Genomic DNA, 24,782 nt, shown 5'->3' on the forward strand with positions numbered 1-24,782 from the left:
GAGTTCGACATGCAACTGGCTGGAAAAAAGGCCTTCGTTACTGGCGGTAGTCGGGGAATGGGCGCAGCAATCGTGCGTCGCCTCGCAGAAGATGGGGCAGATGTTGCCTTTACGTACAATTCTTCTGCCGGGCCCGCCGAGGCCCTCGCGTGACTCAATGGAGGCCTCGGGGCGGCGCGCGCTGGCAGTCCGCGCGAACAGCATAGTACCGAGCGAGATCGAATCTGCGATCAGTGAAGCCGCCGATGCATTGGGCGGCATAGACATTCTGGTCAACAATGCCGGCATTTTCAAAGTTATGCCGATTGATGAGATGAGCCTGGATTTGTTCAACGAAACTGTCATGGTGCACCTGACTGCCGCATTTGTGGCCACGAAATCCGTCATCAATCACATGCCGGAAGGCGGTCGCATCATTTCCATCGGCAGCAACCTTGCTTTCCGGGCAAGTTTTCCGGGCCTAACCGCCTATAGTGCCAGCAAGGCTGCAATCTCCGGATTCACGCATGCACTCGCACGGGATTTAGGACCACGTGGGATTACGGCAGTGGCCATCCATCCCGGGTCCACAGATACCGATATGAACCCGGCAAACGGTCCGGCGGCAGATGGTCAGCGCGCGGCGACAGCGACGGGTCGATATGGCACGCCAGACGAAGTTGCAGATCTTGTTGCCTTTCTCGCCGGGCCGACTGGTAGGTCGGTCACGGGCGTTGACTGGCTTCTCGACAATGGCGCAAACGCATGACTTCGCGATCAGAGAGCGTCTTCACAACGGCAACGCTCATCACCGGCGCGTTTCTTGTTGTTGCAGTGGAATTCGTTGTCGTGGGATTGGCAGCGGACCTGTCTTCTTCACTGGCGATCAACACTGCACAATATAGTCTTGTTGTTTCGGTTTTCGCTCTCGGGGCCGCCATTGGCGGTCCCGGTCTGGTCTATTACCTATCACGATTTCCAGCGAAGCGCGTTTTGGCTTGGTCGCTGGCGCCGTATGTTGGAAATATTGCGTTTGTTTTTTACCCGGATTTTTCCACGACACTGGCACTGCGGGCCATTCAAGGCGCCACTCTGCCAGTGTTTATGAGTTTCGCCAACGTCTGGATGGCACAACGATATGGCACTGGACACGGGACCTCGCTTCTTTACATAGGGGTTGTTGCTGGTGGTGCATTGGCACCTCCCATCGGCGCTAGCCTTGCCGCGCTTGTCGGGTGGCAGAGTGTCATGTTTGGCTTGGGGCTCTTTTGTCTGTTGGTCCTGACAGCAGTATTCAAGTACCTTGATGAGGGAGCGCCTGGATCCAGTCGGCTGCAGCGCGACCAAACCCTTGATGGATACCTGCTTGGGCATCTGACGCTGACAGTGTTCACGTTCGCAGCACTTTTCGCAAGCTATGCACACATTACCCAGATCCTGAGAAATGCGGGCGTGCAAAGAGACGTTGTCGATGTTCTGCTTCTCATATTTGGAGTGGCCGGCTTCGCCGGAAACTGTCTTGCAGCCAAGGTAGTTTCGTGGCCGTTAGGCGCCAGCTGCTGTGCAACGGCATTGGTTGCGCTGTGCAGTCTGGCCTTTCAGACTGGGTATAAACCCGAAACAGCTATGGCGGTGACCATTGCAGCGACATGGGGCGGCGCGCATGCGGCTAGCTTTGTTTTGAGCCAGGCACGTTTGATGAACGCCGCACCACACTTCCCCGCCTTTTCGGGTTCTCTCAATATTTCTGCCGGAAATATCGGGATCGCGCTTGGTGCTGTTCTTGGCGGCTTTTCTGTCTCTCCTGCTGGCACTGGCATGTCGACGGGGGCCGTTAGTTCCATGTTGGCCGTTTTGTCCGTTGTCTTGGCAGGCCTTTTGGCAGTCAGAAAAGCAGCGATGGCAGAAGCCAAGCGCAAAACCGAACAGAGGTGCGATATCTGAGGTCTCCCCCTGTCGGTCGTACAGAAACGCGTCCCTCAGCTCAGGGCATTGCTTCCGCTCTGCTTAGGAAGATCATCGTGCAGCTTGCCACTGACGGTTCCAAGATAATTGCGGCCCGATCACTCTGGTTGACCGACCAGACGCAACACCCTGAGCTGAGGGACGCGGCGCCATTGCACGGAGGCGAGACGACCGACAGGTCGTGTCACGAGCCGGTCCCGGTTCGAAGGGCCGGATCCCTACACGCCGCTGCCACCGTTCATGACATCTGGCAATTCGCGCCCCAATCGCCAACATCGAGAGAGGTGAAGGAGGGCAGGGCCACCGCTTGGTTGGCCTCAAGAGTACAGTGCGTTAGGATCGCGGGTCCTGACGTGCACGATACGCTAAATGCAGGGGAGACGATCCCATTCGCGCAAAAGGCCCTGACGACCAAACCGGATAGGAGCCCAACCATGGAAGCTCAAATCATCGCTCTCGTGATCCTAGTGCCTTTCACCTTGGCCTTCGTCTACGCAGGATTCCACGAATTCCGACGGTACAAGACCGAAGGCCGCGCAACCTACGGTCTGGCCTTCGACGAAGAGACCGGTACTACCCACGTCACCGGGATCCCTGATGGCAAGGAAGCCTACAACCCCGACGACTACGACCCCAGTGACTACAATGACCCCGACACCAAGTCAGGGGAGGCGGAGGGCAACAAGTCCTGAGTGAGCGTTCATGCGCGCCGCAACGACAAGGCCTGTCCTAGGCAGCCAGGCGACCACGATAACGGCGTAACCCGATCCGGAAAAATCAGGATCTCTTCTACACCCAGTCGTCATCGATCACTTGGTGGGGTCCGATGGCCTGAAGCGTGTTTGACTCCATCGGGATCTGAAACCATCCGATGTCTGTTCTCGTCGGCCAAGCTCGACCAGCGCGCGTTTGCGCCGAAGATCCGGTGTTCGCGGCCGCGGCCCTAACTGAGCACGCGCGGCGAACGGTGCTCACATCATCAGAGCCATCCGGGTGAATAACTCGCGCGCCAGCAGGATCCAAATTTCATGCTAGTACGACGCGAGTCCCGGCCTGTTTGCACGCAAATGTCAACGTCTCGGGGAGTGTACCGCCGCACACGACGGTATCGAGATCCGACACATGCCCCATGGCAAAGCCCGCGGCACGGCCGATTTTGGCGTGATCGATGACAAGGATGCGATGCGATGCACAGCATGCGATTGCTCGGCGTGCACGGACTTCGTCCATGGTGAAGTCCAGAAGGTCTCCTCCGAGCGACACCCCGCCGACACTGAAGACCGCAAATTGCATACGAAGATTCTCGTAAAACTCGCCGGCCTCGGCCCCGATCAGGTCAAGATCTCGCATGCGCACCCGACCGCCCGCCACAGAGACCGAAATGTCCGGGGCTGCGCGCAAGGCCAGCACTGCGTGCAGATTGTTTGTAGCCACCGACAGTTTCTCGTGACCGGAAAGGGCACGGGCGATGGCTTCCACCGTGGTGCCCGTCCCTAGAGCGACCGATGCGCCATTGGGCAGCAGGGAGGCGACTGCCGCTCCGATCCTATCCTTCTCTGAGCGCGACACCTCCAGTCGGGGCTGGAAGCCGATATTCTCTTGCGGGATTGCGAGGCGCGCGCGGCCATGGCGCCGCCGGACGAGTGCCGCATCATCCAGTAATCGCAGGTCAGACCGGATCGTCTGAACCGTCACATCCAGCATTGCGGCCATGGCCTTGGCGGAGAGTTCGCCATATGCCGATAGCAGGTTGATGATCTGATCCCGACGGCGGGCGGCCTCGTCAATAGACATTTTCGTTCGAAAACCTGCTGTCATGTTTCCCACACCTAGGTTTGCCGCGCGGCTCCAGCCGAGTCCAGCGCCGACCCGCATGATTAGTCTTATTTAGCTAGAATTTGGAATCAGGGAAAAGCGTCACACCGCTGTCATGCGATCACACTAACAGGGCGACAGCGAATGACTTCCGTCAATTTGCTTTCGAACGAAAAGACAATCCTGCAGGAGTACCCTATGCTTCGCCCTCTTCTTTCTCTGTCCGTTGCGCTGGCGCTGCCGGTAGCTGCGGCTGCTGAGACCCTTACCCTCTACACCTCGCAGCCCAATGCGGATGCCCAGTCCACCGTGGATGCCTTCATGGCCGCCAATCCCGGCGTAGAAGTGGAATGGGTGCGCGACGGCACCACCAACCTGATGACCCGCCTGCAGACCGAGATCGCCGCCGGCGACCCTCAGCCCGATGTTCTGCTGATCGCAGACACGGTGACGCTGGAAGGTCTGGCGCAGGATGGTCAGCTTGCCGCCTACAAGTCGCCCGAGACCGAGGCCTACGACCCGGCGCTCTACAGTGCGGAAGGCTACTATTACTCGACGAAGCTGATCACCACCGGCATCGTCTACCACACCGGCGCGACTGAGGTGCCGGCGTCCTGGTCGGATCTGGCCAAGCCCGAAATGGAGGGCATGATCGCAATGCCGTCGCCACTCTACTCCGGCGCCGCGCTGATCCATCTCGCTACGCTGACCGGCGAAGACAGCCTTGGCTGGGACTATTACGAGGCACTAGCCGACAATGAGGCCCGTGCAGAAGGTGGCAACGGCGGTACCTTCAAGGCCGTGGCCTCAGGCGAAAAGCCCTATGGCGTAGTGGTCGATTTTCTGGCGCTGCGCGCCAAGGCCGACGGCTCTCCGGTCGACTTCGTCTTCCCCGAGGAAGGCGTGTCCTACGTGACCGAACCTGTCGCCATCATGAAAAAGGCCGAAAGCAACGCCGCTGCGCAGAAGTTCGTAGACTTTCTGCTGTCTGAAGAAGGTCAACAGCTGGTGGTCGAGCAGGGCTACATCCCGGCCCGCAACGGCATCAACAGCCCCGAAGGCTTCCCGTCCCGCGACGAGATTAGGTTGATGGATTTTGAACCTGCAAAGGCCCTGGCGGACACAGACGCCAACAAGGAACGCTTTGCCGAGGTCTTCGGCGTCGAATGACCCTTTCGTTTGCGAAACGCAGCAGTAGCCGGTCGGAAGGCCGGCTACTGTCTTGGCTTCTGCTGCCGGTGGCGCTTATAGCGCTCGGTCCGATTGTGCGCCTGCTGCTGGAGGGTGTTGGGTTCGGTAGCGGGCTGACCGGCGCTCATCTGGTCGAAGTGATCAGCCAGGGCAGCACGCACAGAGCGTTGGTGCATTCCCTGGTCACCGCCGCCGGCGGCACGATCCTATCCGTGCTGATTGGTGGCACGTTCGCATTTCTCGTGGCACTGACGAACGTGCGGGCGCGCGGCGCCTTGGTGTTCTGCCTGATGGTGCCGATGATGATTCCGCCGCAGATCACCGCGCTTGCGTGGATGCAGGTCACGGGGCCGTCGTCGGTGATGCTGAAGATGGTGGGGCTTGCGCCACCGCTTGGCAGCTCGCAGCCGCTGCATAGCCCCGGCGGCATCATTCTGCTGCTGGGGATCCAGCACGCCTCCATCGTATTCCTGACACTCCGCGCGGGGCTGCGCCAGATTCCGGCGGATCTCGTCGAGGCGGCGCGCATGTCCGGCGCGCACGGCCTGCGGGTCTGGGCGCAGATCGTGATGCCGCTCACGCTTCCCGCCCTCGGTGCCGGGGCAGCGATGGCCTTCGTCACCGCCTTAGGCAATTTCGGCATTACTGCGATGCTGGGCATTCCCGCCCGCTATTCCACACTGCCGACACTGATCTACCAGCGCCTGGTGGGCTTCGGCCCCTCGGTGCTTTCCGAGGTCGCGGTGCTGGCCCTGCTGATCGGCCTCGTTGCCATCTCGGGCGTGCTGCTGGCGCGTTGGCTCCTTGCGCGCAGATCCCACGGGCTGGTGGGCCTCTCGGGACAGCCGTTATCCATTTCCTTGGGCCGCGCACGGTTGCCGGTGGAGATTGCACTCTGGACGTTTATTGCGGCCATCCTCGCGTTGCCGTTGATGGCCTTGCTCTTTACCTCGCTGATCCCGGCGTACGGCGTGTCGCTAACGTGGACGAACATGACCTTTGACGCCTGGGTTGAGGCGCTGTTGCGGCAGCCGATGACCCGCCGCGCCTACGTTAACTCAATCAGCTTGGCGTTCGGCGCCTCCGCGATCCTGATGGCGGTCTGTCTGCCGCTGGCCTGGCTGATGACGCGTCGGCCCAGTCGCGCGGCGCGTACGATAGATGTGCTGGCAGACCTGCCCTATGCGCTACCGGGGGTGGTGCTGTCCATCGCTTGTATCCTGGCGTTTCTTGATCTGCCGTTCACTGACATGACCCTTTACGGCACGATCTGGATCATCCTTCTGGCGTATCTGGCCCGCTTCCTCGTGGTGATGCTGCGCCCGGTGCAGGCCTCTGTCGGGCAGCTGGACCCGGCCATGGAAGAGGCTGCCAGCGCGGCGGGGGCACGGCTTGGCCGGCGCTTGCGTACCATCGTGCTACCCCTTGCGGCACCGGCCGCTGCGGCGGGAGCTATCCTCGTCTTCCTGACGGCAGTCAATGAGCTGACCGTCTCGGCGCTCCTTTGGTCTTCGGGAACCGAGACCCTGGGCGTTGTTATCTTCAATCTCGAAGACAGCGGAGAGACCGTCATGGCATCGGCCCTGGCGATGTCGATTGTCCTGCTGATCGTATTCTTGATGGCGGGAGTACAACTGTTGGCCCGCCGTCTGCCGAAAGGAGTCGTGCCATGGCAGAGCTGATCTATTCCGGCCTGGCGAAACAGTTCGACGGATCCGCGCGGCCGGCACTGGACGGGATCGACGCGTGTATCGAAAGCGGAGAGTTCGTGGCCCTTCTGGGGCCATCGGGCTGCGGTAAGACCACGTTGCTGCGCCTGACTGCCGGGTTCGAGGAACCCACGCGCGGCGAGATCCGCATGGGCGACAGGCAGGTGGCCGGGCCGGGGCATTTCGTGCCCCCCGAGGACCGCGGCGTGGGCATCGTGTTCCAGAGCTATGCGCTCTGGCCACACATGACCGTGGCGGGTAACGTGTCCTACCCGCTGAAGGTGCGTGGGCTGGCGCGAGCTGAGCGCACCCGGCGGGTGGAGGAGGCGCTCGCGCTAACCGGATTGTCCGAGTTCGCGGACCGCGCCCCGGCGCAGCTGTCGGGCGGCCAGCGCCAGCGGGTGGCACTGGCGCGCTGCCTTGTGGCCGAACCACGGGCAGTGCTGCTGGATGAACCGCTCGCAAATCTTGACTTGGCGCTGCGCGCCTCGATGCAAGAGAACTTCACGGCCTTCCACCGGCGCACCGGTGCGACAATGCTCTACGTGACCCACGATCAGGGCGAAGCGCTGGCGCTGGCCTCCCGTGTCGCGGTGATGGAGGGCGGGCGGATCCGCCAGTTCGCCGCGCCCGAGGTTCTCTATTCGGAGCCCGTGGATTGCTTTGTCGCGGGCTTCGTGGGCGACGGGGCGGTGGTCTCTGCCCGCGCGGCGGGCCCGTTCGACCGCAGCGGTCTTGAAGTGGAGGCGCTGGGTATGCGGGTCAAGGTGCGCAGCCGTGAGGCCTTGCCGACCCATTTGTGTATCCGCCCTGAGGATGTAAGCCTGACGGACGAGGGCGGCCTGCGCGCACGGGTGCGTGGGTGTACCTATCAGGGCGGACGGTTCCGGGTGGTGGTGGACGCGGCGGGCGAGGACCTCGTTGCCTTCTCGCGCAAACGGCTCGTGGTGGGCGCGCAGGTCGGTCTTCGGATCAATCGGCCCTGGGCTTTTCGCGAACCCGGTGTAAGCGCATTTCCCGCGCGGGTGATGGTCGATGCTTGATGCCACCCGCAGCCCAATTCCCTGGGTCGAGGTCCTGTCGGGTCTGGGCGAAAAGGGTCCGGCCTGCATCCGGGTCTGGACCGGCCGCGAGGTCTGGCTGCTCGACGTCGGCGCAGGGCCCGAAGCCTCCTCTCCGTTCTGTCCGGCTTGGCTGGACAGTGTGGACCGGGTTCTGATCACCCATGACCACATTGATCATATCGGAGGCGCCGGTTTCGCGGTGACGGCAGGATTGCCGATCCATTGCACGGTCGAGACCGCGCGCTCGCTGCCGCCGGGCGCCGATGTGCATCTATTGCCGCAGCATGGCCGGACGGAGATCGCGGGCACCGTGCTGACCACAGGACCCAACGGTCATGCCTGCGGCGGTGTGTGGTTCCACATCGCGCTTGGCGAGGGGTTGTTCTTTTCCGGCGACTGGTCGGAGGAGTCTGACTGGTTCGCATATGCTCCGCCGCCCAAGGCGGCGGTGGCGCTGATCGATTGTTCCTATCATCTGAATGATATCCCCCAGGAGGCGCGGCGGGCGAGTCTGGATGCCGCGCTAGATGCGAGCCCGCATCGCCAGCATTTGCTCCCCGTGCCTCCCTCGGGCCGGGCAGGCGAACTGGCGCTGCATCTGCTGCCGCGCGATGGCGTCTCTCTCGACGACACCTGCAGGGCGGCTTTGCGACAGATGCTGCAGGATGGCGGCGTGGCATCCGGGGCCGAGGCCCTATGGCCGCTGATCGAGGCTCCCTTCGACCCTGACGCGCGCTATCTGATTTGCGACACGCCCAATGCCGATGCAGGTGCCGCCTGGGCCATCGTGCGGGACTGGCGTGACACCGGACGGCTGGGTAGGGACGCTACGGTGATCTTCACCGGCCATATGACGGCCCACGCCCGAGCGATCATGGCTCATGGCGGGCAGTTCCTACGCTGGAACGTACACCCGCCGCTGCGCGATCAGATTGAAATGATTCATAGCCTCGGGGCCACGCACTTTGCGCCGCTGTTCTGCGACTGCCCCGAAGACTATCTGCTGGAAACGCGTTTCCGCGCGACCCTGCTGCTGAACGAAAGGATGCTTCTGTGACCGACTTCACCTTCACCCAAGCGCTGCGCGCTCTGGATGGAATACTGGCGTCGGTCACAGAAGAGGTCAGCCGCCCGCGGCCTACGAAACCTGTGTTCCGGCCTCGTCGAGAAAATCAGGATCTTTTCTGCACCCAGTCGTCATCGATCATGTGGTGGGGTCCGATGGCCTGAAGTGTGTTCGACGCGAACGGGCGCACGGTCAGATGAGCGTGGCCCTCCTCTGGCGCAACGTACTCGAACTTCACCTTCAGTGTCTCATCGTCGATCCGCCGCATGCTGAGCACTTCGAAGGCAATCTCCCGGGCGGGAACATCCGCCATCACCGGATCAGCCGTTTTCAGGAAGCCCGGCACCGCGGTCACGAAGCCCTCTTTCTTCATGCCGTGAGCCTCTTCCTCTTCCGCGCCCATCCTGATTTTCCCGACAAGGCACCGTTCCTCCGCAGCCTCGAACGCAGCCTCGTAGGCATGGAAGTCATCCTGGAAAATCCGTGCCACGGCCTGCTGGACCGCGGTGTCCCCGAACTTGACCGCGGGAATGTACCAAGTGTCACGCACATTGCTTAGCCGATCCACTTCCTTCAGGTAATGGTGACATGGGTGCCCAAGAGGCATCTTCACGCGTAGTCCCGCAAGCCCTCCGAAGACTTCGAACTTGCGCATGATGCATCCACGCTTCCGAAGGACCTCGAGATTGTGCGACCAGTGCTTCGGCGCCTGGGCTTCCAGTTGCTCCGAGATCTTCTGAACGATCTCCGACGAGGAAGTCCGCACGAAGGCCGGCTTGATCTGCCATGCCTTCCTCTGAGGCGCCCAGCGCCCCTTCATCTTCTTCATGAAGGCCACGAATTCCCGGTCGTAGGGGAACACCACCTCGACCATGTCCTCCATCTCGTACACCTGCACAGTTCCGAAGTCCACCAGCGCCATGACCATCAATCCTCTCTAATCCAATCGATAGATACTCGGGAACCTTGCCCTCCCCTTAATTAATCCATCTACCACCTAAGGATGAGGTTGACGGCAACCCTGTTCATAGAATAAATGGCATTATTTCAAGAACAGGACAGTGCCATGAGCATGACCGCGGAAGACATTTTGCAGCTGCCCCCGGAAAAGCAGCCGGAAGCAATCGAGGACTCGGCTGACAACCTGTCCCTGGACGACATTCAGCGCCTATCGGAGGCCATGATCGAGAAGGTCGAGCAGAACCTGCAATCCTGCGACGGCTTCATCGAAGATCAGAAAGTCATCGAGAAGAGCACCGAACAGGCCGAGAACACGGAAGACCCCGCTTCTCCCCGTTCGGATGATGACTCGCATCGCGAGCAGGTGATCGAACATCAAGATACGCCTGCAGAAACCATCGAGGATGATACCCAACGGCCGACCGAAGACGCCGCGCAGCCGGAGATCGTAGAGGACGTCTCGGACGACTGGTCTTCCGAAGCGCCCGAGGAAACCGAACCCACTCCCGTCATGCTCACAGCCGAACAGCGCGTCGCCGAAACTCCGGAGCAAGACGGCACAGCACAGGCCGAGGATGATCCCGCCGCACGCCACGGCTTCCCGGAGCTTTCCGACGAAGACATGGAGAGCCAAAAGCGAGACCTCATCCAATCGATGATGTCGGCCTCCTACGAAGCACAGCCGGAAGACGTGGTCGAAACAGAGGAAACCCGGAAACGTCCGATCTGGAAGGCGGCCCTGGAAGGGTTCGGAACGCTGCAGTTCCGTCTGATGCCGCTGTTCTGGGGTGTCGCCGGCGGCTGGCTCGCAATGCAGGAGATCACGTCGCGCATGGATCTGTTCCCGGCGGTCCTGGTGAGCGTTCTCGCCACGATGGTGATTGCGCAGATCATCGGCAGGATCTCAAGGCAGCCCGCCGCCATCTCCATGCTCCTGGCCGGCGCTGTCCAATGTGTCCTCGGAATTCATGCCATGGGCATTCCGGAGATCCCGTCGGAAAACCTTCTGTCGGCCGACCACCTGGTTCCGCATGCCGTCATCGTCGGGCTGGGCGTGTTCTACCTGATCGCGGCCGGCGCCACGGCCATCTTCCGTCGCTGAAGGGAAGGCGCTGGCCGGGAGCGCCTATCTTCCGGCCCCGGGCGCAAACGGATCACGGGCATCGTCTTCCAGTGCCTGCTGCTCTTCTCGGCGCTCGATGTCCGCTCTCGCCTTCGCCATGGCCCGGGTCCGGAAACGGTCAGACGAGGAGAGCGCATTCCGCAGACCGAACCGAGCCGGGCCTTGGTCTTCTTCCTGATGCGCCCGTCCGATCCAGTCATGCCCACCGTAAAGCTCGAACGCCTTGGCCAGCACCTTTGCAGGATCCCCCTTGATCTCGTGTCGTCCCCTGATCTGTTTCAGGATGAGATGCGTGGCCCTGTAAACGGTCGTGATGTCGCTTTCGGCGAGATCGCCCTCGGCTGCATCGAAGGCCTCGAGGGCCCTCTGGAGCTCGATCAGGCGCTGGGGAAGCTGTTCGGCACCACCCTTGACCTTCAGGGCTTCGGACCCGTTTCGCTCGACCACCTCCATACGGATGGACCGGACACATTCGACGAGGTTGGATACGTGCTGAGGCAGCATTTTTACCCTTTCTGGATCGCCTGATGCCATATGGAGAAAGATATGAAGACCGATGAAAGCCGCGACGACACCGAACCGACCTGGTGGATGGATTCCATCCTCGGCCGCCAGGGCGAGGACCCCCAACACAACCTGCTGCGCGATACTGCCATCAATCGGATCGACATCGCCCACACGGAGCTGTCTGCCCATCTCAGATCCTCATTGTCCGGTTCGATGTCAGAGAACCAGCTTCGCCAACTTTCGGCGACCCTCATTGCCGGAGCGGCCCTCCATGTTCACCGGGAGAACCACCCCCTGGGCCACTCCGCGCTCATGAGTTCATGCGTGGCCCAGCATCCCGATCTCGAGAAGTTCCGCGAAGACATCATCGACAGGCTGGCAACCACATCCGCGGAGAACGCGGACCTCCGCGGATGGACCAGGGCGCTGGGCATCGTTGCGGCCGCCCTGTCCGTGCTCGTCGGGTGTGTTGCGTGGGGGTGTTGTTATCCTGATCTAGGTATCAGGCTGGCTGTACCTGATGTGCCCTGACGCGCTGGAGGACCGTATCCAGGATCGGGTCAACGCACCTCTCGAAATCCTCGAATGACGTGTTGGAAACATCGAAGCTATCGACGTCATCGCGGTAGACGAACTCACGACAATCATCGTCGAAGGTGTGTCCATCCCGGTGGATCCGAACGAGCGTCGTGTTTTCGGCCCCGAAGTGCCGGATTAGATGGTCTGCCTCGTAGTCCATGCCAAGATCGGTGTTCACCACGATGTCCGCATCGACCGTCTCCAGGCTACGCACGAGAAGCCGGGCAACGATGTCGTATCCATGCTCGGCGCGGAGCCGTTCGCTCTTGTCGATATAGAATTCGCGCGGTGACATGCCTCGGAACTCGGACAAGGGTGTATCCTTCAGATCCTCGAACGCATGTGCATCGCCCGCCAGCCCGAGCTCCTGGTGGGCCGCGTTCTTGATCGAGGTCGTGAACTTCACGAAGTCCGCGTGCGCCATGTCGCCGATCAGGGATCGACAGATCTCGCCCGCCGTGTCTTTGCCCGCCCGCGGTGGGCCGTTGAACATCACAAGCTGCTGCATTCTCGGTTCTCGTTTCGCCATACCCAGCCCAGTACATGGGCTGGGTTAAGCAAAAATTTCGATCAGTCGTCTTCGTCGTCATCGACGATGAACTGGGACAGCAACTGGGTTGTGATATCGTCGGAGTCCGGCACCTCATCACCGCCTTCCTGCCCGCCACTGCCAGCGTCGGAGCCTTCGCCCTCATCCGACGCATCCAGTTTTTCCGCCTCGTCCACCATGTCGTCCAACTCGTCGAACAGGGATCCGGCCGCCCGGGTGACGTTGTCATCGACATCTGAGGTCATGATGTCCTCCGGCCGCGGCATGTCCTCGTCATCCATCAGCGACGCGGGATCGATGGCGTCGATGATCTGTTTTTCGACCTGGTCCCGCGAAGTGTCGGAATCATAATCCACGGCCGCCAGCGCGTTCATGACATCGTCATTGGCCGCCAGGTCACCGGACATATCGATCTCGCGCTCGTCATGATCGTCGTCTCCTTCGACCAGGACCTGGTGGGAGATCCCACGTTTGATCATGTGCCCCTTCCGGCGCTCGGTCGCTTGATCCGTCGTATCGTTGCCCTCTGCGCCTTGGGCCCCGGCTTCAGAACCGTCATTGCCATTCTCGTCAGCGTCACCTGCACCGTCATTGGCTCCCAGGATCCTGTTATTGAATTCCTCGAGCGCCTCGGACTGCTCGTGAATGACGGCGGCCACCGCACAGGCGCCGGCATCGGCCGGCTTGTTGCGCGACTTGATCATGTAGTCGAAGACCTTCACCGCGTTGGCAATACGATCCCGGCTGCCGCGGGCTTCCTTCACCGCCTCCTCCGCGGCCGTCTTGTTTCCGGAGATGAAGTCCTCCGACAGCATCCTATCGGTGATTTCAGGAAGTTTCCGCGCCCGCTCGAGATCGTCGTAGTCGGGCTTGGGAACCTTGATGAAGTGGTTGGCGCGCAGCTTGAGCTTGCTGTTGTCGACCGCACCTTCAGGGTTGGCGTAGAACGACTTCGCGCGCACCACCTTCTCCTGGAAGGTGATGTGCATCATGCCCTCGGTCTGGGCCTTGAGGTCGGTGAAGTTCACTCGGTCCGTGGCCTCGATCCGGGCGTCCATCTGGTCAGAGTAACCGACACCCAGTTCGCCTGCCTTGCCCTGGTAGCCGCCGGTCTGGGCCTTGAGACCCTTGCCGCCGGCTTCGACGGCAAGCTTACCGGTGGTCTCGGCTTCTTCCGTCCGCATGAAGATCTTGGTGTTCGTGTTCGCGATGATCGATGCGGCCTCTTTCTCGTTGAGGCGTTTCATCGCGGGAATATCCTGGGAGGCGTAGACCATGGTGAAGCCCAGCGAGCGGGCTTGGGCCGCCATCAGGGCCATGCCTTCCACCGTGTAGTAGCCGACCTCGTCGAGCACGCAGATGAACGGCGAAGGCGAGTTGGTGGGGCGGTTCTCCACCACCTGCGCCCAGCTCCCCTCGAGTGACGAGCCCAGGGTGGAGCCCATCATGCCTTTCAGGGTGGCCACCACGATCTTGCCGAGGTTGGCGATCTCGTCGCCGGACTTTTCGAGCGCCGGCAACATGATCACCAGAATGCGACGGTTGAGAACCACGTCGAACATGTCCACCTCGCCGTTGGGCGTGTGGAAGATGTGCCCGTAGACGTCCGCGAGGCTCCCGAGGATCTTCGTGAACTGCATCTCGAGATAACCGTGCTGGTCGAGGGTGGTCTGGGCCTGCTTGTACCCTTTCTCGGGCTGAAAGCCGGGCAGGGAGGTCAGGTAAGACTTGATCTGCTTCCTGATCGGCTGCGGAAGATCGGGAAACTTCTTCTCGTCGCCGAGATCGATGATCTTCCGCAAAGACATGAATTCGCGGATCTCGCCCACGTTGAGATCGACGTGGCCCTCGTCACGCAGCCAGGTCAGCGCCCGCATCACACCGGTCAGCATTGCCGTTGCACGGCCCTTCCACATGGCGCCGTCGCCGCCGGCATCATCCATGAGGGACACGACCATCTGTGTCAGAGAGTCCGAAGAGCCGGTCGAGAAGGGGTTCAGCGTGTTGGACATGAGCTTGCCGCCCATGGCGCCGAGGTCCTGGTTGCCGGTCATGAAATTCAGAACCAGCAGGTCGTCCTCGCGACCGAACCGGCGGGCGAGGGCATAGACCTTCGCAAAGAGCGCCACATCGCCCTTGCCGTCGCAGAACAGGAACCCTGATCCCCACATGAGAGCGTTCGCCGCGAACCCGAGAAGGGATTCCGTGTTGTGCGTCACGATGAAGTCGTCCGTGACGTAGAGATGATCCGGGTGATCGATGTAGATACATTGCGCCGGCTTCCGTCCGACCGGGTCGATGGAGGCAACCCTGGACATTTCCGGGGTGGCGCCAGGACGCGCGATCCTGATTTCCTGGGTCTCCCCCTGGCTCGCCCGGGCAATGATCTCGAGGGTATCGATGATTTCCGGCTCCCCGGAGCTCCCGAAAACCTGCCACAGGTGGTCACCGCAGGCTTCGGTGGTGGCCCCGTTTTCCAGTGTGATCCTGAAAATCGCGACCTCTCCCTGGGGGTAGATCGCTTTCACCGCGGCGCGTCCGCCATCCGGCGTCGATACTTCATGACCGACCCGCAGATCTCCCATGCGAACGAACCCGTTGGGTGTCAGGACACCGGCCTCCAGCGGCTGCGCCTTACCGGCGCCGGTGGTCCCGACAACGAGGAAGTGCTGCCTGGCATCGTCGTTGGTCAGCCAGACCTCCTTGCCGGTCTTCATCTCGTTTCCAAGGAAGAAGATCCCCTTGGCCGACGTGGGCTTGCCATGTGCCGGGTGCGGCTGGTGGGGATCGGAAAATCCGCTCTGGATCGGCATCTTCAAGGGCGCCGTTTCTTCGCGCTTCATGCCCCACCGGTAGAACAGGACCGCGCAGATAAAGATGAACTCTGATATGCCAGGCAGCGCCCAGGCACTTGCGCCCAGGATGAACAACAGCGTGAGCATGTTGTTCGGGATCCTGATCCAGTCGGCAAACTTCTTGAGTTTGCCCCTCGTGTCGCGAACCAGGAACTCTTCGTTGAGCTCCTGCTCGTTCGTCAGACCCCGCGTTTTTCTTTCCACCATGCGCTGACTCTTCGCCTCGGTAACCGCTTGCCGGGCAAGTAGTCGCCAAAGGTTCAAAGGGATTAACGCTTCGTTCAGGGCGGCCGACCATATCCCTGGAATACAGGAAAGACAGGGAAGGCGGCATGGCGAAGAAACCGGGAAAGAAAGCGCCGATCAGGCGAGGGCAGCGCCGCAGGGAAAGCCCGACGTCGAAGTTCATCACCGACGAGGAACAGGCCGCCATCAACGAGTGGATGAAGACCAACGAGGTCGAGGTGCTCGAACCGGTCGACCCGAACGCGCCACCGGAAGAAGAATCCGAGGATGAATCCTGATCAGGCGGTGACGGGATCCCCGAAAGTCATCACGTCGTCGAGGTCGGCATCACGGCAGAGACGGAAGGCGATCCGAAGCGACGGGATGTCCATCGCGGCGATATTCTTCTCTGACAGCCCTTCCTCTTCCGCCTTGTGCGCAAGGTACCTGTAGGCGCGGGCCTTGGCCTTGTTGATGACCTTCTGAAGGTCATCCGGATCCCCCGCCCAATCGAGGATGTCGGGGGCCTCTTTCCAGAGCCGGTCGAACTGTTCACGGGTCAGCTTGCGCGCGCGCCTGGTTTCCGCATCCGCGATATCGGAGGCGAGGCTCCCGCCGGTATTGGCCGGCAGAACCGTCTTGCAGGCAGTCTCGGCTTCGTGGTTCGAGCACAGATAGAACCAGGGTGATTTCGGGTTTCCGCACGCGAAGAACTTCTTCTTCAGCTCGAGGCGGCCGGCGCAATCGGGACACCGGTGCCCGGGACGAAACCACCTGTCCCCCTGGCTTGACCGGACCCGAAGGTTCCCGGACTTCGTGTCGAGCACGATCCTGCTGCGCTCGAGGTCAGCCAGGTCGTCCGATGATTTCCCGGGCTTCGAGTCACCAAAGATGAACGCGGAATTGGCATGCTCGGACACGTCTCCCTTCTCCCACTCGGCAAAGGTCTTTTCCCCGCCCGGAATGGAATAGTGAACGTACTGTGCTTTGCTCGATGCCATGAAAGTCTCCGCGTGGACACAAAACATTGCACAGGAACGTGCGGTGTTCAATATTTATTCTTTCGAAATCGAACAGGCGTAATTCGGGCGCATGACACATTATTCTTCACTACTCCTCGGCAGTGCCCTCGCTGTTGCCCTGACCGGCCCCGCACTCTCACAGGTGAACGACGTCCCTCCGAAGAACAGGCCTGTGCCCACCGGTGCTGACATCATGACATCGGTCGAACAGATCGGCCCGCGTGAATGGATCCTGCGGACGGCTGTTCCCGATACCGGGATGTCGAACGCGCGGATCTCGAGCCTGGATGCCGCCGCGGACCATGTCGGGTCCATTCTCGAGGTCGCACCTGATGCCGCCCAGCGCGATTACCTGGAAAAGGTCCTGATCGTGGACGAGGAGATCACGGACGGGACATACCAGGCCATGCTTCGTGTCCTGAGCAGCCGGGACGATCCCGAATTCGCCGCAAGCCAGCGGCGCGACACCGATTTCGACAGCGGATCCGTCCCCGACGCGCTGCGTCCCGAGTGGGTCATGGTTGTTCCGGCATCCGTCTCCTCCGACGGCGCATGGGACATCGCCCGGCGCAACTCGACCTGGGCCTCGAAGTGGAACATCCCCTTCCGGGATGGTGCGACCCAGTTCCTGCCGGCAAGCTTCGATGCCGACGACCGTGCCGTCAGTGACCGGTCACGTGATTTCGACGTGCTGACCGACCACCTCAGCGACAGGTACAACGCCGACCACATCCTCTACGTGGCCCGCTCCGACAACGGCGAGATCCTCCTGTCACATTGGTCGGACGCGAACGCCTGGATGGGGACCATCAGTGCCGGCGACGGGATCGACATCTCCAACTACACGAACCTGCGGGCGGCCGTGCTCGACGGCTTCTGGTCAACCTATGGGGATGCCGTCAGACAGCCATCGGCAACCGGCTCGGAACACTCGGACCGAACCGGGCAGGCAGACACGTCGAATGGCCGGGCAACACGCTATCGTCTGGTCGGGCAACCAGCCGCCGACGGCGGAACCATTGACGGCTTCCTGCAGGTGATCGACGACGGGGCGATCACCACGCGGGATCTGCAGAGCAAGATCCAGGCCGTGCAGGGCCTGACGCTTGCCAGTGTCGAAGATCACGGGTCAAGCTTCCTCGTCCAGTTTAGCTGGAGGGGTGGCACTCTTCCGGGGCTAGAGCAAGCGCTGGCGAACGCCGGGTTCTCGTCAGACCTCTATTGAGAAAGCGGGTCCCGTCAGCGCGACGGGGCCGCCTGAACCTCCTCGGTGAGGTCGTGATCACGCTTGTAGCGTTTCAGACAGACATCGATGTCGATCCCCTCGGATTTCGGCTCGAAGTCAGCGCCATTCTCGGAGACCTCCAGGACGAAATTCGTCACCGGCGTCTCTCCATCCTGGCTGAGACCGGCAGTTCCCTTCAGGCGGTACAGCGTGCCGTCGTCCTCGGGAAGATCGAGCCCGGGAATGGTGTGTCCGACGACACCCTCCGGGCCGATAGTGAGCTTGTTCACGTATCCGAATGCCATGACGGCCTTCTTCGCGCGCTGTTCCATGGTGCTGGTGCGGTTGTTCTCCACGGATCTGGTCCTCGTTGTGTGTGTTCTCCCCAGATTGTCCAGATCACCGCAAGGTACAAAGACGGCGTCGATCTATGGCACGTACCGGAGGCGGTGCAGATTGATCCCCAGCATCCTGCAGCAGGCCAGCAGATCGCTGTCGCAGTTGGTCTCGACATGGGCCCTCTGGAAACGGGTCCCTCCGGAGACCCGCATGACACCTCCGAGGTTGTCCACGCATTCCAGCTCAGCGAGCCACGCCTTGTAGAAGCCCACGCCCTTCGTTCGGGCGAGTAGCAGGCAGGCGGCACGGAAACGGCTCGCCTCATCGAGGTCAGGGCTCACCGGTTTACCTTCCCCGATCCGGACGACGGCCGTTCTCACAGGGGTCGAAATCACCTCGGAGGTATTCAGGAACTCCGTGAAATCGATCTGCGGAGACGGGGCGGGGGACGTGGAGCGCTTGTTGCGATCCGTCCTGGAAGGCCGTGTCTTGTTCTGGGTTACCAACCCTCGCTGCTGATCCGCCTCGAACCATTCGAGCACGGCAACGTCGAAATCCGCATACTGGTAACCTTTCTCTGCAACCTTCCGACGAAACTTGGCAACGAAGCGCTCTGCGATGGACTTGCCGGATGCTGCCGTCATCGTCTCCAGGGTCGAAGGAGCAGGAACCCAATCCTCAATCGAGATTTCAGAGAGAGTATGATTTTTAGTTTGAGTCTTGTTCGTGTCGTCCTGGTTGACATCCCCTGTCACCGTGGGCGCATCAGAAAAATCATGATTTCCGCTGGACTTGGACCCCATGTCGTCGTCCGGAACACGGGGGTCATGATAGACGATGCGGTACTCGCAGCTCGACATCCCGCGGTCCTTGCGCGTGCGGTGGGTTTTCTGAATGAAACCGAATTCCACGAGCTCGCGGATGATCTTGTTCACCCAGGCCCGCGAACGTTTCAGCATCTCGCCGATGCGTCCCTGAGAAGGAAAACAGGTGAAGGTCTTGGCGTCGGCATGCAACATCAGCGCGTTCAGGACGATTATGTGGTCGCCGTTCGTTTCGGGGTGCGCATACCACCACCCCGGCGACCTGTGAAAGGTCGTCGACATATCATTGCTCATAGGTCTGCCCCGGCCGGAATTTTGCGTTCCGGTCTCTTTGGTCTTGCTGCTCTGTCCGAGGATGCCTATGCTCAAGGTGCGAAAGAGAGCGCGGCCCCTCGGGGCTTGTGTCTTCAGGAGGTGATCGGAGTTGCCGCTCTGGTCACCTCTTTTTTTGTCAGGACGTCATCACGGCCTCCTTCAGTTTTTCCGCGCTGGGCGTGATCGTACGCATTTCGTAGTCGCTCAGCGACGGTTCCCACTCGGGGATGTCATCGAGATGTTTTTCCAGAACGGCCTGCTGGGGCGCGTTCCGGACGAAGACATACCATTGATCCTCCGCCTTCACGCGCTGGCTCCAGTCCACCGACGTTTCGGGGGCGGCCGCGGTGAAGGCGTAGACAGCGTGTTCAGGCACGTTCGTCTGGCCGGTGCCAGACGAGTTGACGACCTGCCTCCTGAAATTCTTCCGGAAGGCCTTGGCATCGTGCCCGAAGCCGGTCTGAAGCATCAGTCGCTCCAGGCTGATCTTGAAGATCTCCTGCTCACTTTCGACCCGGGCGACCTCGTATACCCGCTGAACGAAGGCACTCTTGAGTTGGAAGTACTCGGGCGCATAGGTCAGCAGCTCGGCGTCTTCCTCGAGAGCCGCGACGATCCAGTCGCAGGGCTCAATCGTGAACGACGTCATGCACCGACGTTCCTTGCCGCCGACATTCCGCGTCTCGTAATGCATGCTGGCGCGTTGAAACCAGCTGAACCACTCGTCCACGCCGCGGCCGTTCATCTCGATGTTGGTGTAGATGCGCATGCTCTGAAGGCGTTGGATGCTCAGACGTACCTGGTCATAGGCGTAGCCGGTCGAGGTGGTGTTGGTCGCGCGCAGGTACTCACCAATAGTGACGTCGACCTTCCTCGGTGTTGATCCGCACGTGCGTTTGATGTGGGCCATCTTCGAGATGACAAACATGAAGAAGTGCTTGTCGAACTGCGTCGCGAGCCCATACTTCGGGTTGGGTTCACAACGGAGCTCGACAGAGACCCCGTCCCAGGGGGCACGCGTAACCAGAGATTGTTCGGTGGTGGCGAGAGCAAAGAACTTGAAGACCATGAGCAGCGGCTTGTTGCCGATGCCGGCCACACGTCCACTATCTCCGAGGTCGAGGTCCAGTTGACCTACCTCGTAGTGCTCGACACCATCAAGTGCTGCCACATCGACTGTCTCATGTCCCGTAGAAGCCATTGGACCGGCCCCATTTTGTGTTTTCTGCTCGTTGGGGGCCATTGTCTACACGAGGCCTTGAGGTGGCAAACGGATTTCAACGTAGTTCCGGGTCCATCCATCGGAAACTTGACGTAGTTTCCGGTCCGTTTTCGAACCGCGCGAGGCATGGCACGTAGTTGCCGGTCCGTCCAGCTTAGCTTGTGACCTTTGTCGCGACCCCGGAGCGAGTCCCACCGGAATCGCGTAGTTGCTGGTCCGTTTGTTTAACTAATTGAATTTGCGGGATAAATAATGCCGCCCGGGATGCGTCTCTCGAATCGAGATTCAGGGCCGCGAGACCACTGATTCAGAGGGGCCGGCAGGGCCGTCGGATCTGACCTGTTGGACCGGCAACTACGTCGATCAGGTTTCCCTTTGCTCTGTGTCTGACGAGCCACGTGCTGGGCGGTCCATCGCAGGAGAGGTGGCGCCTAAAATTACGCTGCGACAAGGGCTTAACGAGAATGGACCAGAAACTACGCGGTTTCCAATCGAGATACCAATGGACCAGCCGGCACGTGGTCGGGGCGAGAATGGACCATCGGCGACGTGTTCCAAACACGAATGGACCACCAACGACGCGTAATATTGGCCTGAAACCCGTCCCTTCCCGGGTGAACGGACCATCCGGGACGTGGAAAACCGAGTATCACTTGGCTCTGAACACTCACAATGGACCATTCGGGACGCGGAGGCGACCGACAATGGACCAGCAACTACGCCAGCGTCCTCCAACAGGGTGAGGGTGCGCCCGGTCTCCCCAGCGGAGCCGCTCCGCGAACGCGATGGCCTGCTCTTCTGTTCCGGTCTGCCTCACGATCTCTGAGAAGGAAAACTTAGAATTTGGCATGCCATGCCAAATTGGCATGAACTGCGACAGTGCAAGCCCCCGTGTGCAATAACTACATAAGCCCGAGAGATCTTAGCGTAAAGTTCATTTGATCTTTACAGTAAGTCCACATGGACCATATTGAAGCCAATGGAGGACGCCATGCACGTTGCAGAGAAAATCCGGGAACCCGCACAGATCAACGCGGTCGCGTTGAAAGCTTATGCACGCGTGGCCGATGCTTGGGGTCTCAGTCTCAAGGAAGCGGCTGGCCTTGCCGACATGTCAGAGAGCACGTGGAAGCGCGCCAAGAAGCCGGATTTCGCGGGAGAGCTCACCAAGGACCAACTGCTGCGGCTCAGCGCTGTAATTGGCATCTTCAAGTCGCTCGAACTCTACTTCTCGGAGCCTCTGGCAAAAAGCTGGTTCACCCGACCGAACAAGGGGCCGCTCTTTGGTGGAAGCCGACCAGTCGACACCGCCATCGACGGGGGTTTGCCGCAGATCCTCGCGGTTCGGACCTATCTTGATGCGTTGCGTGGTGGGGCATGAAGCCGACCGAGATTTCTGATCGCGGTCTCGTTCGTCTCCTGCCCGCCACCTACCACAAGCCACCATCGCTGCGCGGCCTCGTCGATACCGATGACGAGATGGAGATCTTGGCAGAGATCGAGGGCCTGACCAGTGGACGTCTACAGGCCGAACGCGGGCGCAACCCACATCTGGACCCGCGCGAACTTGCTTGGCAACGCCGGAGCCGCGATCTGCGAATCTATGGCGACAGTCATGTCAACGCCGCCTTCACCTACACCCGCGCCGGCGGAAACCGCTTCAACAGAGAGGAGCGAGGCGCCTGGTACTGCGCATGGGATGTGATGGTCTCCGTCAGTGAAGTGGCCTGGCACCGCACGCGCGAACTCGGCTTTACCGGCAGCTTCCACGACAGCGCCCGCTATGTGGAACTGCTTGCCGACTTCATCGGCGTCTTCGACGATATGACCGATGAGGCAGGTCATCCGGCGCTGCATCCGGATACGGCTGTCGGGTATCCCGAGGGCCAAAGCCTGGCCGAGCATCTGCGTCGGGGCGGATCCAAGGGCCTGATTTACCCTTCGGTCCGGGCTCCTGCACCGGGCGGGAATTGCCTGGTCTGCTTCGAGCCCCATGCAATTCAGAACGTCCGGCCCGGCGCGTCTTGGGATCTTGTGTGGGATGGGACACCGCACTACTCGGTTGCGGCCGTCGGCTGATCCGCAAAACCATACTTGGCCTGGAGGCCTAAAAAGATGGCAACGCCTGATATCGAAAGCCCAGACCGCACCGATCTCAAGCAGATCGACCATGAGCACTTCTTTGAAGCGATAGATTCGCCGCCTTTGCCGACCGAAGCCCTGCGCTCTGCCTTTCACCGGTGACGTCCCAGGTCGTGGTGTAAGAGCGCCGACCTTCGGAGAGGTCCAAGGCTGATCAGGTCGCCACGGCGGACAGCCTGACGGTTGTAGTGTCGGTGACACGCGCCAGGCTTTCAAGAGACATGTATCTCCGCGCAACCGTCCATTCGTCATTGGTCTCGAGCATCAGCGCGCCGACGAGACGGACGATTGCCTCGTCGTTTGGGAAGATGCCGATGACGTCGGACCTGCGCTTGATCTCCCGGTTCACCCGCTCCAGTGGGTTCGTCGACGCGATCTGGGCCCAATGCTCACGCGGAAAATCCATGTAGGCGAGGACGTCGTCGCGCGAAGCGTCCATGAGGGCGCCGAGCCTCGCCTGCTTCTCAACCAGCTCAATCAGCGTCATTCTGTCATCGTCATCTCCGTTCTTGGTTCAAGGTCTCGCAACCCGAACCTTCTCGAAGATCGGCGGTGGCCGCCAGCGTTACACCCGGCCGCGCGCTGCGCTACGCCGGGGGCTCCGCGCGCGGCCTCCTACACCAAGCGTTGGGACACTACCTCTTAACCAGCCTCGCGTAGGTCGCTCATCACCGAACGACACGCAAGGAGCCTCATGTATCAGGACCAGGACGCACAGAAGTCATTGCTTGAAGACTTGCAGGCCATGCTGGCCTCGGTTCCCGGGGCCCCCGAACGGGAACGTTTGCTGGCACTGCTGCCCTCCGCCCGGAGGTTCGATATCTCGGACGAGATGGCGACGTCCGTGACCGACACGCTCAATGAGCGCCCCCACACACTCGAACACAACCTCGACTTCCTGATTTTGCCGGACGGGGTTTGCTGGTTCGAATGGTCGGAACGGGCGCGACGGACCGACGTCGACGTGCTCATGCACGATGTCGAGCATCCCGAGCGGGTCGGAGTGATGATTGCCTACGCGAATGACGACACAAGGCTGGTGTTGGGGACGGTTGCCTGGCGCTTCCCGGACGGGCGTGTCGATCATGCGCCCGCGTTCTTCTCCTGGGATGAAGAGCACCTGGGTGACCTCGCGCGACGCGCCCGGCATTCCTACAGTCACGTGGCGGCCGAAAGCTGGGCCCGCATGATGTCGATGATCTACACGCACGTGCCGGAGGGCTACGTGCAGGAGATGGAGGTGCTCGAGGATCTGAGGGACAGGGGCCCCGACATCGATACAATGGCCGGCTCGGCTCGCCGGGAGGCGTCGGCCGAGGCCCTTTTCATGATCGGTGTCCTGTTGATGTCTCAAACGGGGCGCGCAGCATCCGAAGGGCAGGGGGACCGAGAGATCCTGAAAATGATACCGGCCGGGAAAAGGCTGAACCCCATCCCGCGGCCGAAAGGGTTCTCACGCCGCAGAGTGCGAGGCGGCACCAAGCTTGAATGGAGGCCAGTGCCGGAAAGCTAGGTCCCCATATCAGTTCAGGAAATCGTCAGCCGTCAGGTGCATCACGCCGGTCAACTAGATCTCGAAGTCTGCCGCGCCGTCGCCGTCGAAATGCTGCGCGCGCGGTTCATCGAAGAGCGTGTCGTTTCCAGATGTTTCCTCTACGAGCGGGCCCAGGGTCAGGGACTCGAGGTCGCTGAGTGTGGAGATCATGCACTTACAGAGAATAATTTCCAGCGCCTAGCGCTTTAGCTCATTTGCATACCGCGCAAACGCTGCTTTCAGAGCATCGGTCGGTTCTGGCGGGTTGTCCAGTGCGGAAAAAAACATTTCATGATCGACATCCTTCAAAAAGGTGTTCTCATGTGTATCGATTACTTTGAGCGCATGGCCGTATGCCGCAGACATTGTGAACGTGGATTCATCCACTCCGGAAAGCGCGGCTGCCTTCTGGATTGTCGCTTTGACGCGAGCCTTGGTTCGGAAACTCATCCGTGCATCTGCACGGCCTTCTGCTTCCAGAATCTGATCAACAAATGGCAACATAACCGCCTCCTGTGACGCGTTGAACCCACATATACGTCAAACTGGCGCACAATTGAAGTCATCGGGA

At 60.8% G+C, this 24,782-nt stretch carries 27 protein-coding genes and 1 pseudogene; 16 read left to right on the forward strand and 12 right to left on the reverse strand.

Annotated elements, in window-relative coordinates; translation table 11 throughout:
• Positions 1-9: 9 nt before the first annotated feature.
• The 4 genes from SALMUC_RS31655 to SALMUC_RS07280 all read left to right on the forward strand — a co-directional run bounded on the left by SALMUC_RS31655 (position 10) and on the right by SALMUC_RS07280 (position 2,636).
• Positions 10-153 carry an SDR family NAD(P)-dependent oxidoreductase gene (locus SALMUC_RS31655; protein WP_198014527.1) on the forward strand — a complete coding sequence of 48 codons (144 nt, stop codon included), beginning with the start codon at positions 10-12 and terminating at the stop codon, positions 151-153.
• On the forward strand, positions 101-748 hold the full coding sequence (locus SALMUC_RS28740) for an SDR family NAD(P)-dependent oxidoreductase (protein WP_281168838.1): 648 nt from the start codon (positions 101-103) through the stop codon (positions 746-748). Before SALMUC_RS31655 ends, SALMUC_RS28740 begins: the two co-directional genes overlap by 53 nt.
• The gene (locus SALMUC_RS28745) at positions 745-1,923 is read left to right on the forward strand and encodes an MFS transporter (RefSeq protein WP_021120000.1); all 1,179 of its coding nucleotides are present in this window, start codon (positions 745-747) and stop codon (positions 1,921-1,923) included. Before SALMUC_RS28740 ends, SALMUC_RS28745 begins: the two co-directional genes overlap by 4 nt.
• A 455-nt stretch (positions 1,924-2,378) precedes the next feature.
• Positions 2,379-2,636, forward strand: a complete 258-nt coding sequence (locus tag SALMUC_RS07280; protein ID WP_020038208.1) for a hypothetical protein — start codon at positions 2,379-2,381, stop codon at positions 2,634-2,636.
• A 334-nt stretch (positions 2,637-2,970) separates the two neighbouring features.
• Here SALMUC_RS07280 and SALMUC_RS07285 read toward each other — a convergent pair whose 3' ends face one another.
• Positions 2,971-3,762 (reverse strand): DeoR/GlpR family DNA-binding transcription regulator, encoded by a 792-nt coding sequence (locus tag SALMUC_RS07285; RefSeq protein ID WP_245584679.1) that lies wholly within the window; start codon positions 3,760-3,762, stop codon positions 2,971-2,973.
• A 195-nt stretch (positions 3,763-3,957) separates the two neighbouring features.
• Here SALMUC_RS07285 and SALMUC_RS07290 point away from each other — a divergent pair, with 195 nt between their 5' ends.
• From SALMUC_RS07290 to SALMUC_RS07305, 4 genes are read left to right on the forward strand one after another with little or no spacing between them, the layout of a single operon-like run.
• Positions 3,958-4,929, forward strand: coding sequence for an ABC transporter substrate-binding protein (locus tag SALMUC_RS07290; protein ID WP_020038210.1), 972 nt, complete (start codon positions 3,958-3,960; stop codon positions 4,927-4,929).
• Positions 4,926-6,632: an ABC transporter permease gene (locus SALMUC_RS07295; RefSeq protein WP_020038211.1), complete on the forward strand. Its 1,707-nt coding sequence runs from the start codon at positions 4,926-4,928 to the stop codon at positions 6,630-6,632. The genes SALMUC_RS07290 and SALMUC_RS07295 overlap by 4 nt, the downstream gene beginning before the upstream one ends.
• Complete coding sequence (locus SALMUC_RS07300; RefSeq protein WP_020038212.1) at positions 6,620-7,702, forward strand: ABC transporter ATP-binding protein; 1,083 nt, start codon at positions 6,620-6,622, stop codon at positions 7,700-7,702. The genes SALMUC_RS07295 and SALMUC_RS07300 overlap by 13 nt, the downstream gene beginning before the upstream one ends.
• On the forward strand, positions 7,695-8,780 hold the full coding sequence (locus SALMUC_RS07305) for an MBL fold metallo-hydrolase (RefSeq protein WP_020038213.1): 1,086 nt from the start codon (positions 7,695-7,697) through the stop codon (positions 8,778-8,780). The genes SALMUC_RS07300 and SALMUC_RS07305 overlap by 8 nt, the downstream gene beginning before the upstream one ends.
• A 115-nt stretch (positions 8,781-8,895) precedes the next feature.
• On the opposite strand, the gene SALMUC_RS07310 is transcribed toward SALMUC_RS07305, so the two are convergent.
• Entirely contained in the window at positions 8,896-9,711 is an 816-nt protein-coding gene (locus SALMUC_RS07310) for a hypothetical protein (protein ID WP_156883422.1), read from the reverse strand.
• A gap of 144 nt (positions 9,712-9,855) precedes the next feature.
• Here SALMUC_RS07310 and SALMUC_RS07315 point away from each other — a divergent pair, with 144 nt between their 5' ends.
• A complete protein-coding gene (locus tag SALMUC_RS07315; protein ID WP_020038215.1) occupies positions 9,856-10,851 on the forward strand; it encodes a prolipoprotein diacylglyceryl transferase in 996 nt (331 codons plus the stop codon).
• Between the two features lie 24 nt (positions 10,852-10,875).
• Here SALMUC_RS07315 and SALMUC_RS07320 read toward each other — a convergent pair whose 3' ends face one another.
• Positions 10,876-11,376 carry a hypothetical protein gene (locus SALMUC_RS07320; RefSeq protein WP_020038216.1) on the reverse strand — a complete coding sequence of 167 codons (501 nt, stop codon included), beginning with the start codon at positions 11,374-11,376 and terminating at the stop codon, positions 10,876-10,878.
• A 42-nt stretch (positions 11,377-11,418) separates the two neighbouring features.
• Between SALMUC_RS07320 and SALMUC_RS07325 the strand changes: the two genes are divergently transcribed.
• On the forward strand, positions 11,419-11,910 hold the full coding sequence (locus SALMUC_RS07325; RefSeq protein ID WP_037371322.1) for a hypothetical protein: 492 nt from the start codon (positions 11,419-11,421) through the stop codon (positions 11,908-11,910).
• Here SALMUC_RS07325 and SALMUC_RS07330 read toward each other — a convergent pair.
• Together SALMUC_RS07330 and SALMUC_RS28105 are read right to left on the reverse strand one after the other, a co-directional pair.
• Positions 11,882-12,466 (reverse strand): hypothetical protein, encoded by a 585-nt coding sequence (locus SALMUC_RS07330; protein WP_020038218.1) that lies wholly within the window; start codon positions 12,464-12,466, stop codon positions 11,882-11,884. The genes SALMUC_RS07325 and SALMUC_RS07330 overlap by 29 nt on opposite strands.
• Positions 12,467-12,528: 62 nt before the next feature.
• A complete protein-coding gene (locus SALMUC_RS28105; protein ID WP_020038219.1) occupies positions 12,529-15,570 on the reverse strand; it encodes a TraM recognition domain-containing protein in 3,042 nt (1,013 codons plus the stop codon).
• 125 nt (positions 15,571-15,695) lie between these two features.
• Here SALMUC_RS28105 and SALMUC_RS07340 point away from each other — a divergent pair, with 125 nt between their 5' ends.
• Complete coding sequence (locus tag SALMUC_RS07340) at positions 15,696-15,887, forward strand: hypothetical protein (protein WP_020038220.1); 192 nt, start codon at positions 15,696-15,698, stop codon at positions 15,885-15,887.
• Here the strand turns inward: SALMUC_RS07340 and SALMUC_RS07345 are convergent, their stop codons facing one another.
• Positions 15,888-16,640: a hypothetical protein gene (locus tag SALMUC_RS07345; protein ID WP_198014531.1), complete on the reverse strand. Its 753-nt coding sequence runs from the start codon at positions 16,638-16,640 to the stop codon at positions 15,888-15,890. It lies immediately after the preceding gene.
• Positions 16,641-16,803: 163 nt separating this feature from the next.
• Here SALMUC_RS07345 and SALMUC_RS07350 point away from each other — a divergent pair, with 163 nt between their 5' ends.
• Entirely contained in the window at positions 16,804-17,835 is a 1,032-nt protein-coding gene (locus SALMUC_RS07350; protein ID WP_156883424.1) for a hypothetical protein, read from the forward strand.
• 14 nt (positions 17,836-17,849) lie between these two features.
• On the opposite strand, the gene SALMUC_RS07355 is transcribed toward SALMUC_RS07350, so the two are convergent.
• The 3 genes from SALMUC_RS07355 to SALMUC_RS07365 form a co-directional block, all read right to left on the reverse strand.
• Entirely contained in the window at positions 17,850-18,191 is a 342-nt protein-coding gene (locus tag SALMUC_RS07355) for a hypothetical protein (protein WP_020038223.1), read from the reverse strand.
• A gap of 72 nt (positions 18,192-18,263) precedes the next feature.
• Entirely contained in the window at positions 18,264-19,280 is a 1,017-nt protein-coding gene (locus SALMUC_RS07360; protein ID WP_021120005.1) for a helix-turn-helix domain-containing protein, read from the reverse strand.
• Positions 19,281-19,449: 169 nt separating this feature from the next.
• Positions 19,450-20,484 (reverse strand): replication initiator protein A, encoded by a 1,035-nt coding sequence (locus SALMUC_RS07365; protein ID WP_198014533.1) that lies wholly within the window; start codon positions 20,482-20,484, stop codon positions 19,450-19,452.
• A gap of 1,030 nt (positions 20,485-21,514) precedes the next feature.
• On the opposite strand from SALMUC_RS07365, the gene SALMUC_RS07370 reads away from it, so the two are divergent.
• From SALMUC_RS07370 to SALMUC_RS29635, 3 genes are read left to right on the forward strand one after another with little or no spacing between them, the layout of a single operon-like run.
• Positions 21,515-21,916, forward strand: coding sequence for an MbcA/ParS/Xre antitoxin family protein (locus tag SALMUC_RS07370; RefSeq protein ID WP_020038226.1), 402 nt, complete (start codon positions 21,515-21,517; stop codon positions 21,914-21,916).
• Complete coding sequence (locus SALMUC_RS07375) at positions 21,913-22,614, forward strand: RES family NAD+ phosphorylase (protein WP_020038227.1); 702 nt, start codon at positions 21,913-21,915, stop codon at positions 22,612-22,614. The genes SALMUC_RS07370 and SALMUC_RS07375 overlap by 4 nt, the downstream gene beginning before the upstream one ends.
• 36 nt (positions 22,615-22,650) lie before the next feature.
• Positions 22,651-22,779, forward strand: coding sequence for a type II toxin-antitoxin system TacA family antitoxin (locus SALMUC_RS29635; RefSeq protein WP_021120008.1), 129 nt, complete (start codon positions 22,651-22,653; stop codon positions 22,777-22,779).
• A 52-nt stretch (positions 22,780-22,831) separates the two neighbouring features.
• Here SALMUC_RS29635 and SALMUC_RS07380 read toward each other — a convergent pair.
• Positions 22,832-23,149, reverse strand: a pseudogene (locus SALMUC_RS07380) (transposase); the annotation flags it as partial.
• Between the two features lie 222 nt (positions 23,150-23,371).
• On the opposite strand from SALMUC_RS07380, the gene SALMUC_RS07385 reads away from it, so the two are divergent.
• The gene (locus SALMUC_RS07385; RefSeq protein ID WP_020038229.1) at positions 23,372-24,190 is read left to right on the forward strand and encodes a hypothetical protein; all 819 of its coding nucleotides are present in this window, start codon (positions 23,372-23,374) and stop codon (positions 24,188-24,190) included.
• Between the two features lie 54 nt (positions 24,191-24,244).
• On the opposite strand, the gene SALMUC_RS29640 is transcribed toward SALMUC_RS07385, so the two are convergent.
• Together SALMUC_RS29640 and SALMUC_RS28750 are read right to left on the reverse strand one after the other, a co-directional pair.
• Positions 24,245-24,382 (reverse strand): hypothetical protein, encoded by a 138-nt coding sequence (locus SALMUC_RS29640; protein WP_020038230.1) that lies wholly within the window; start codon positions 24,380-24,382, stop codon positions 24,245-24,247.
• A 27-nt stretch (positions 24,383-24,409) separates the two neighbouring features.
• Positions 24,410-24,715, reverse strand: a complete 306-nt coding sequence (locus SALMUC_RS28750; protein WP_084513928.1) for a type II toxin-antitoxin system TacA family antitoxin — start codon at positions 24,713-24,715, stop codon at positions 24,410-24,412.
• Between the last annotated feature and the right edge of the window lie 67 nt (positions 24,716-24,782).

The sequence above is a fragment of the Salipiger mucosus DSM 16094 genome, from assembly GCF_000442255.1.
GTDB lineage: Bacteria > Pseudomonadota > Alphaproteobacteria > Rhodobacterales > Rhodobacteraceae > Salipiger > Salipiger mucosus.

What these genes read in the sequence shown, in the direction of transcription:
- SALMUC_RS31655 (WP_198014527.1), top strand. Translation starts at nt 10, where the DNA reads ATGCAACTGGCTGGAAAAAAGGCCTTCGTTACTGGCGGTAGTCGGGGA.
- SALMUC_RS28740 (WP_281168838.1), top strand. Translation starts at nt 101, where the DNA reads ATGTTGCCTTTACGTACAATTCTTCTGCCGGGCCCGCCGAGGCCCTCG.
- SALMUC_RS28745 (WP_021120000.1), top strand. Translation starts at nt 745, where the DNA reads ATGACTTCGCGATCAGAGAGCGTCTTCACAACGGCAACGCTCATCACC.
- SALMUC_RS07280 (WP_020038208.1), top strand. Translation starts at nt 2,379, where the DNA reads ATGGAAGCTCAAATCATCGCTCTCGTGATCCTAGTGCCTTTCACCTTG.
- SALMUC_RS07285 (WP_245584679.1), bottom strand. Translation starts at nt 3,762, where the DNA reads ATGACAGCAGGTTTTCGAACGAAAATGTCTATTGACGAGGCCGCCCGC.
- SALMUC_RS07290 (WP_020038210.1), top strand. Translation starts at nt 3,958, where the DNA reads ATGCTTCGCCCTCTTCTTTCTCTGTCCGTTGCGCTGGCGCTGCCGGTA.
- SALMUC_RS07295 (WP_020038211.1), top strand. Translation starts at nt 4,926, where the DNA reads ATGACCCTTTCGTTTGCGAAACGCAGCAGTAGCCGGTCGGAAGGCCGG.
- SALMUC_RS07300 (WP_020038212.1), top strand. Translation starts at nt 6,620, where the DNA reads ATGGCAGAGCTGATCTATTCCGGCCTGGCGAAACAGTTCGACGGATCC.
- SALMUC_RS07305 (WP_020038213.1), top strand. Translation starts at nt 7,695, where the DNA reads ATGCTTGATGCCACCCGCAGCCCAATTCCCTGGGTCGAGGTCCTGTCG.
- SALMUC_RS07310 (WP_156883422.1), bottom strand. Translation starts at nt 9,711, where the DNA reads ATGGCGCTGGTGGACTTCGGAACTGTGCAGGTGTACGAGATGGAGGAC.
- SALMUC_RS07315 (WP_020038215.1), top strand. Translation starts at nt 9,856, where the DNA reads ATGAGCATGACCGCGGAAGACATTTTGCAGCTGCCCCCGGAAAAGCAG.
- SALMUC_RS07320 (WP_020038216.1), bottom strand. Translation starts at nt 11,376, where the DNA reads ATGCTGCCTCAGCACGTATCCAACCTCGTCGAATGTGTCCGGTCCATC.
- SALMUC_RS07325 (WP_037371322.1), top strand. Translation starts at nt 11,419, where the DNA reads ATGAAGACCGATGAAAGCCGCGACGACACCGAACCGACCTGGTGGATG.
- SALMUC_RS07330 (WP_020038218.1), bottom strand. Translation starts at nt 12,466, where the DNA reads ATGCAGCAGCTTGTGATGTTCAACGGCCCACCGCGGGCGGGCAAAGAC.
- SALMUC_RS28105 (WP_020038219.1), bottom strand. Translation starts at nt 15,570, where the DNA reads ATGGTGGAAAGAAAAACGCGGGGTCTGACGAACGAGCAGGAGCTCAAC.
- SALMUC_RS07340 (WP_020038220.1), top strand. Translation starts at nt 15,696, where the DNA reads ATGGCGAAGAAACCGGGAAAGAAAGCGCCGATCAGGCGAGGGCAGCGC.
- SALMUC_RS07350 (WP_156883424.1), top strand. Translation starts at nt 16,804, where the DNA reads ATGACATCGGTCGAACAGATCGGCCCGCGTGAATGGATCCTGCGGACG.
- SALMUC_RS07360 (WP_021120005.1), bottom strand. Translation starts at nt 19,280, where the DNA reads ATGTCGACGACCTTTCACAGGTCGCCGGGGTGGTGGTATGCGCACCCC.
- SALMUC_RS07370 (WP_020038226.1), top strand. Translation starts at nt 21,515, where the DNA reads ATGGAGGACGCCATGCACGTTGCAGAGAAAATCCGGGAACCCGCACAG.
- SALMUC_RS07375 (WP_020038227.1), top strand. Translation starts at nt 21,913, where the DNA reads ATGAAGCCGACCGAGATTTCTGATCGCGGTCTCGTTCGTCTCCTGCCC.
- SALMUC_RS29635 (WP_021120008.1), top strand. Translation starts at nt 22,651, where the DNA reads ATGGCAACGCCTGATATCGAAAGCCCAGACCGCACCGATCTCAAGCAG.
- SALMUC_RS07385 (WP_020038229.1), top strand. Translation starts at nt 23,372, where the DNA reads ATGTATCAGGACCAGGACGCACAGAAGTCATTGCTTGAAGACTTGCAG.
- SALMUC_RS29640 (WP_020038230.1), bottom strand. Translation starts at nt 24,382, where the DNA reads ATGATCTCCACACTCAGCGACCTCGAGTCCCTGACCCTGGGCCCGCTC.
- SALMUC_RS28750 (WP_084513928.1), bottom strand. Translation starts at nt 24,715, where the DNA reads ATGTTGCCATTTGTTGATCAGATTCTGGAAGCAGAAGGCCGTGCAGAT.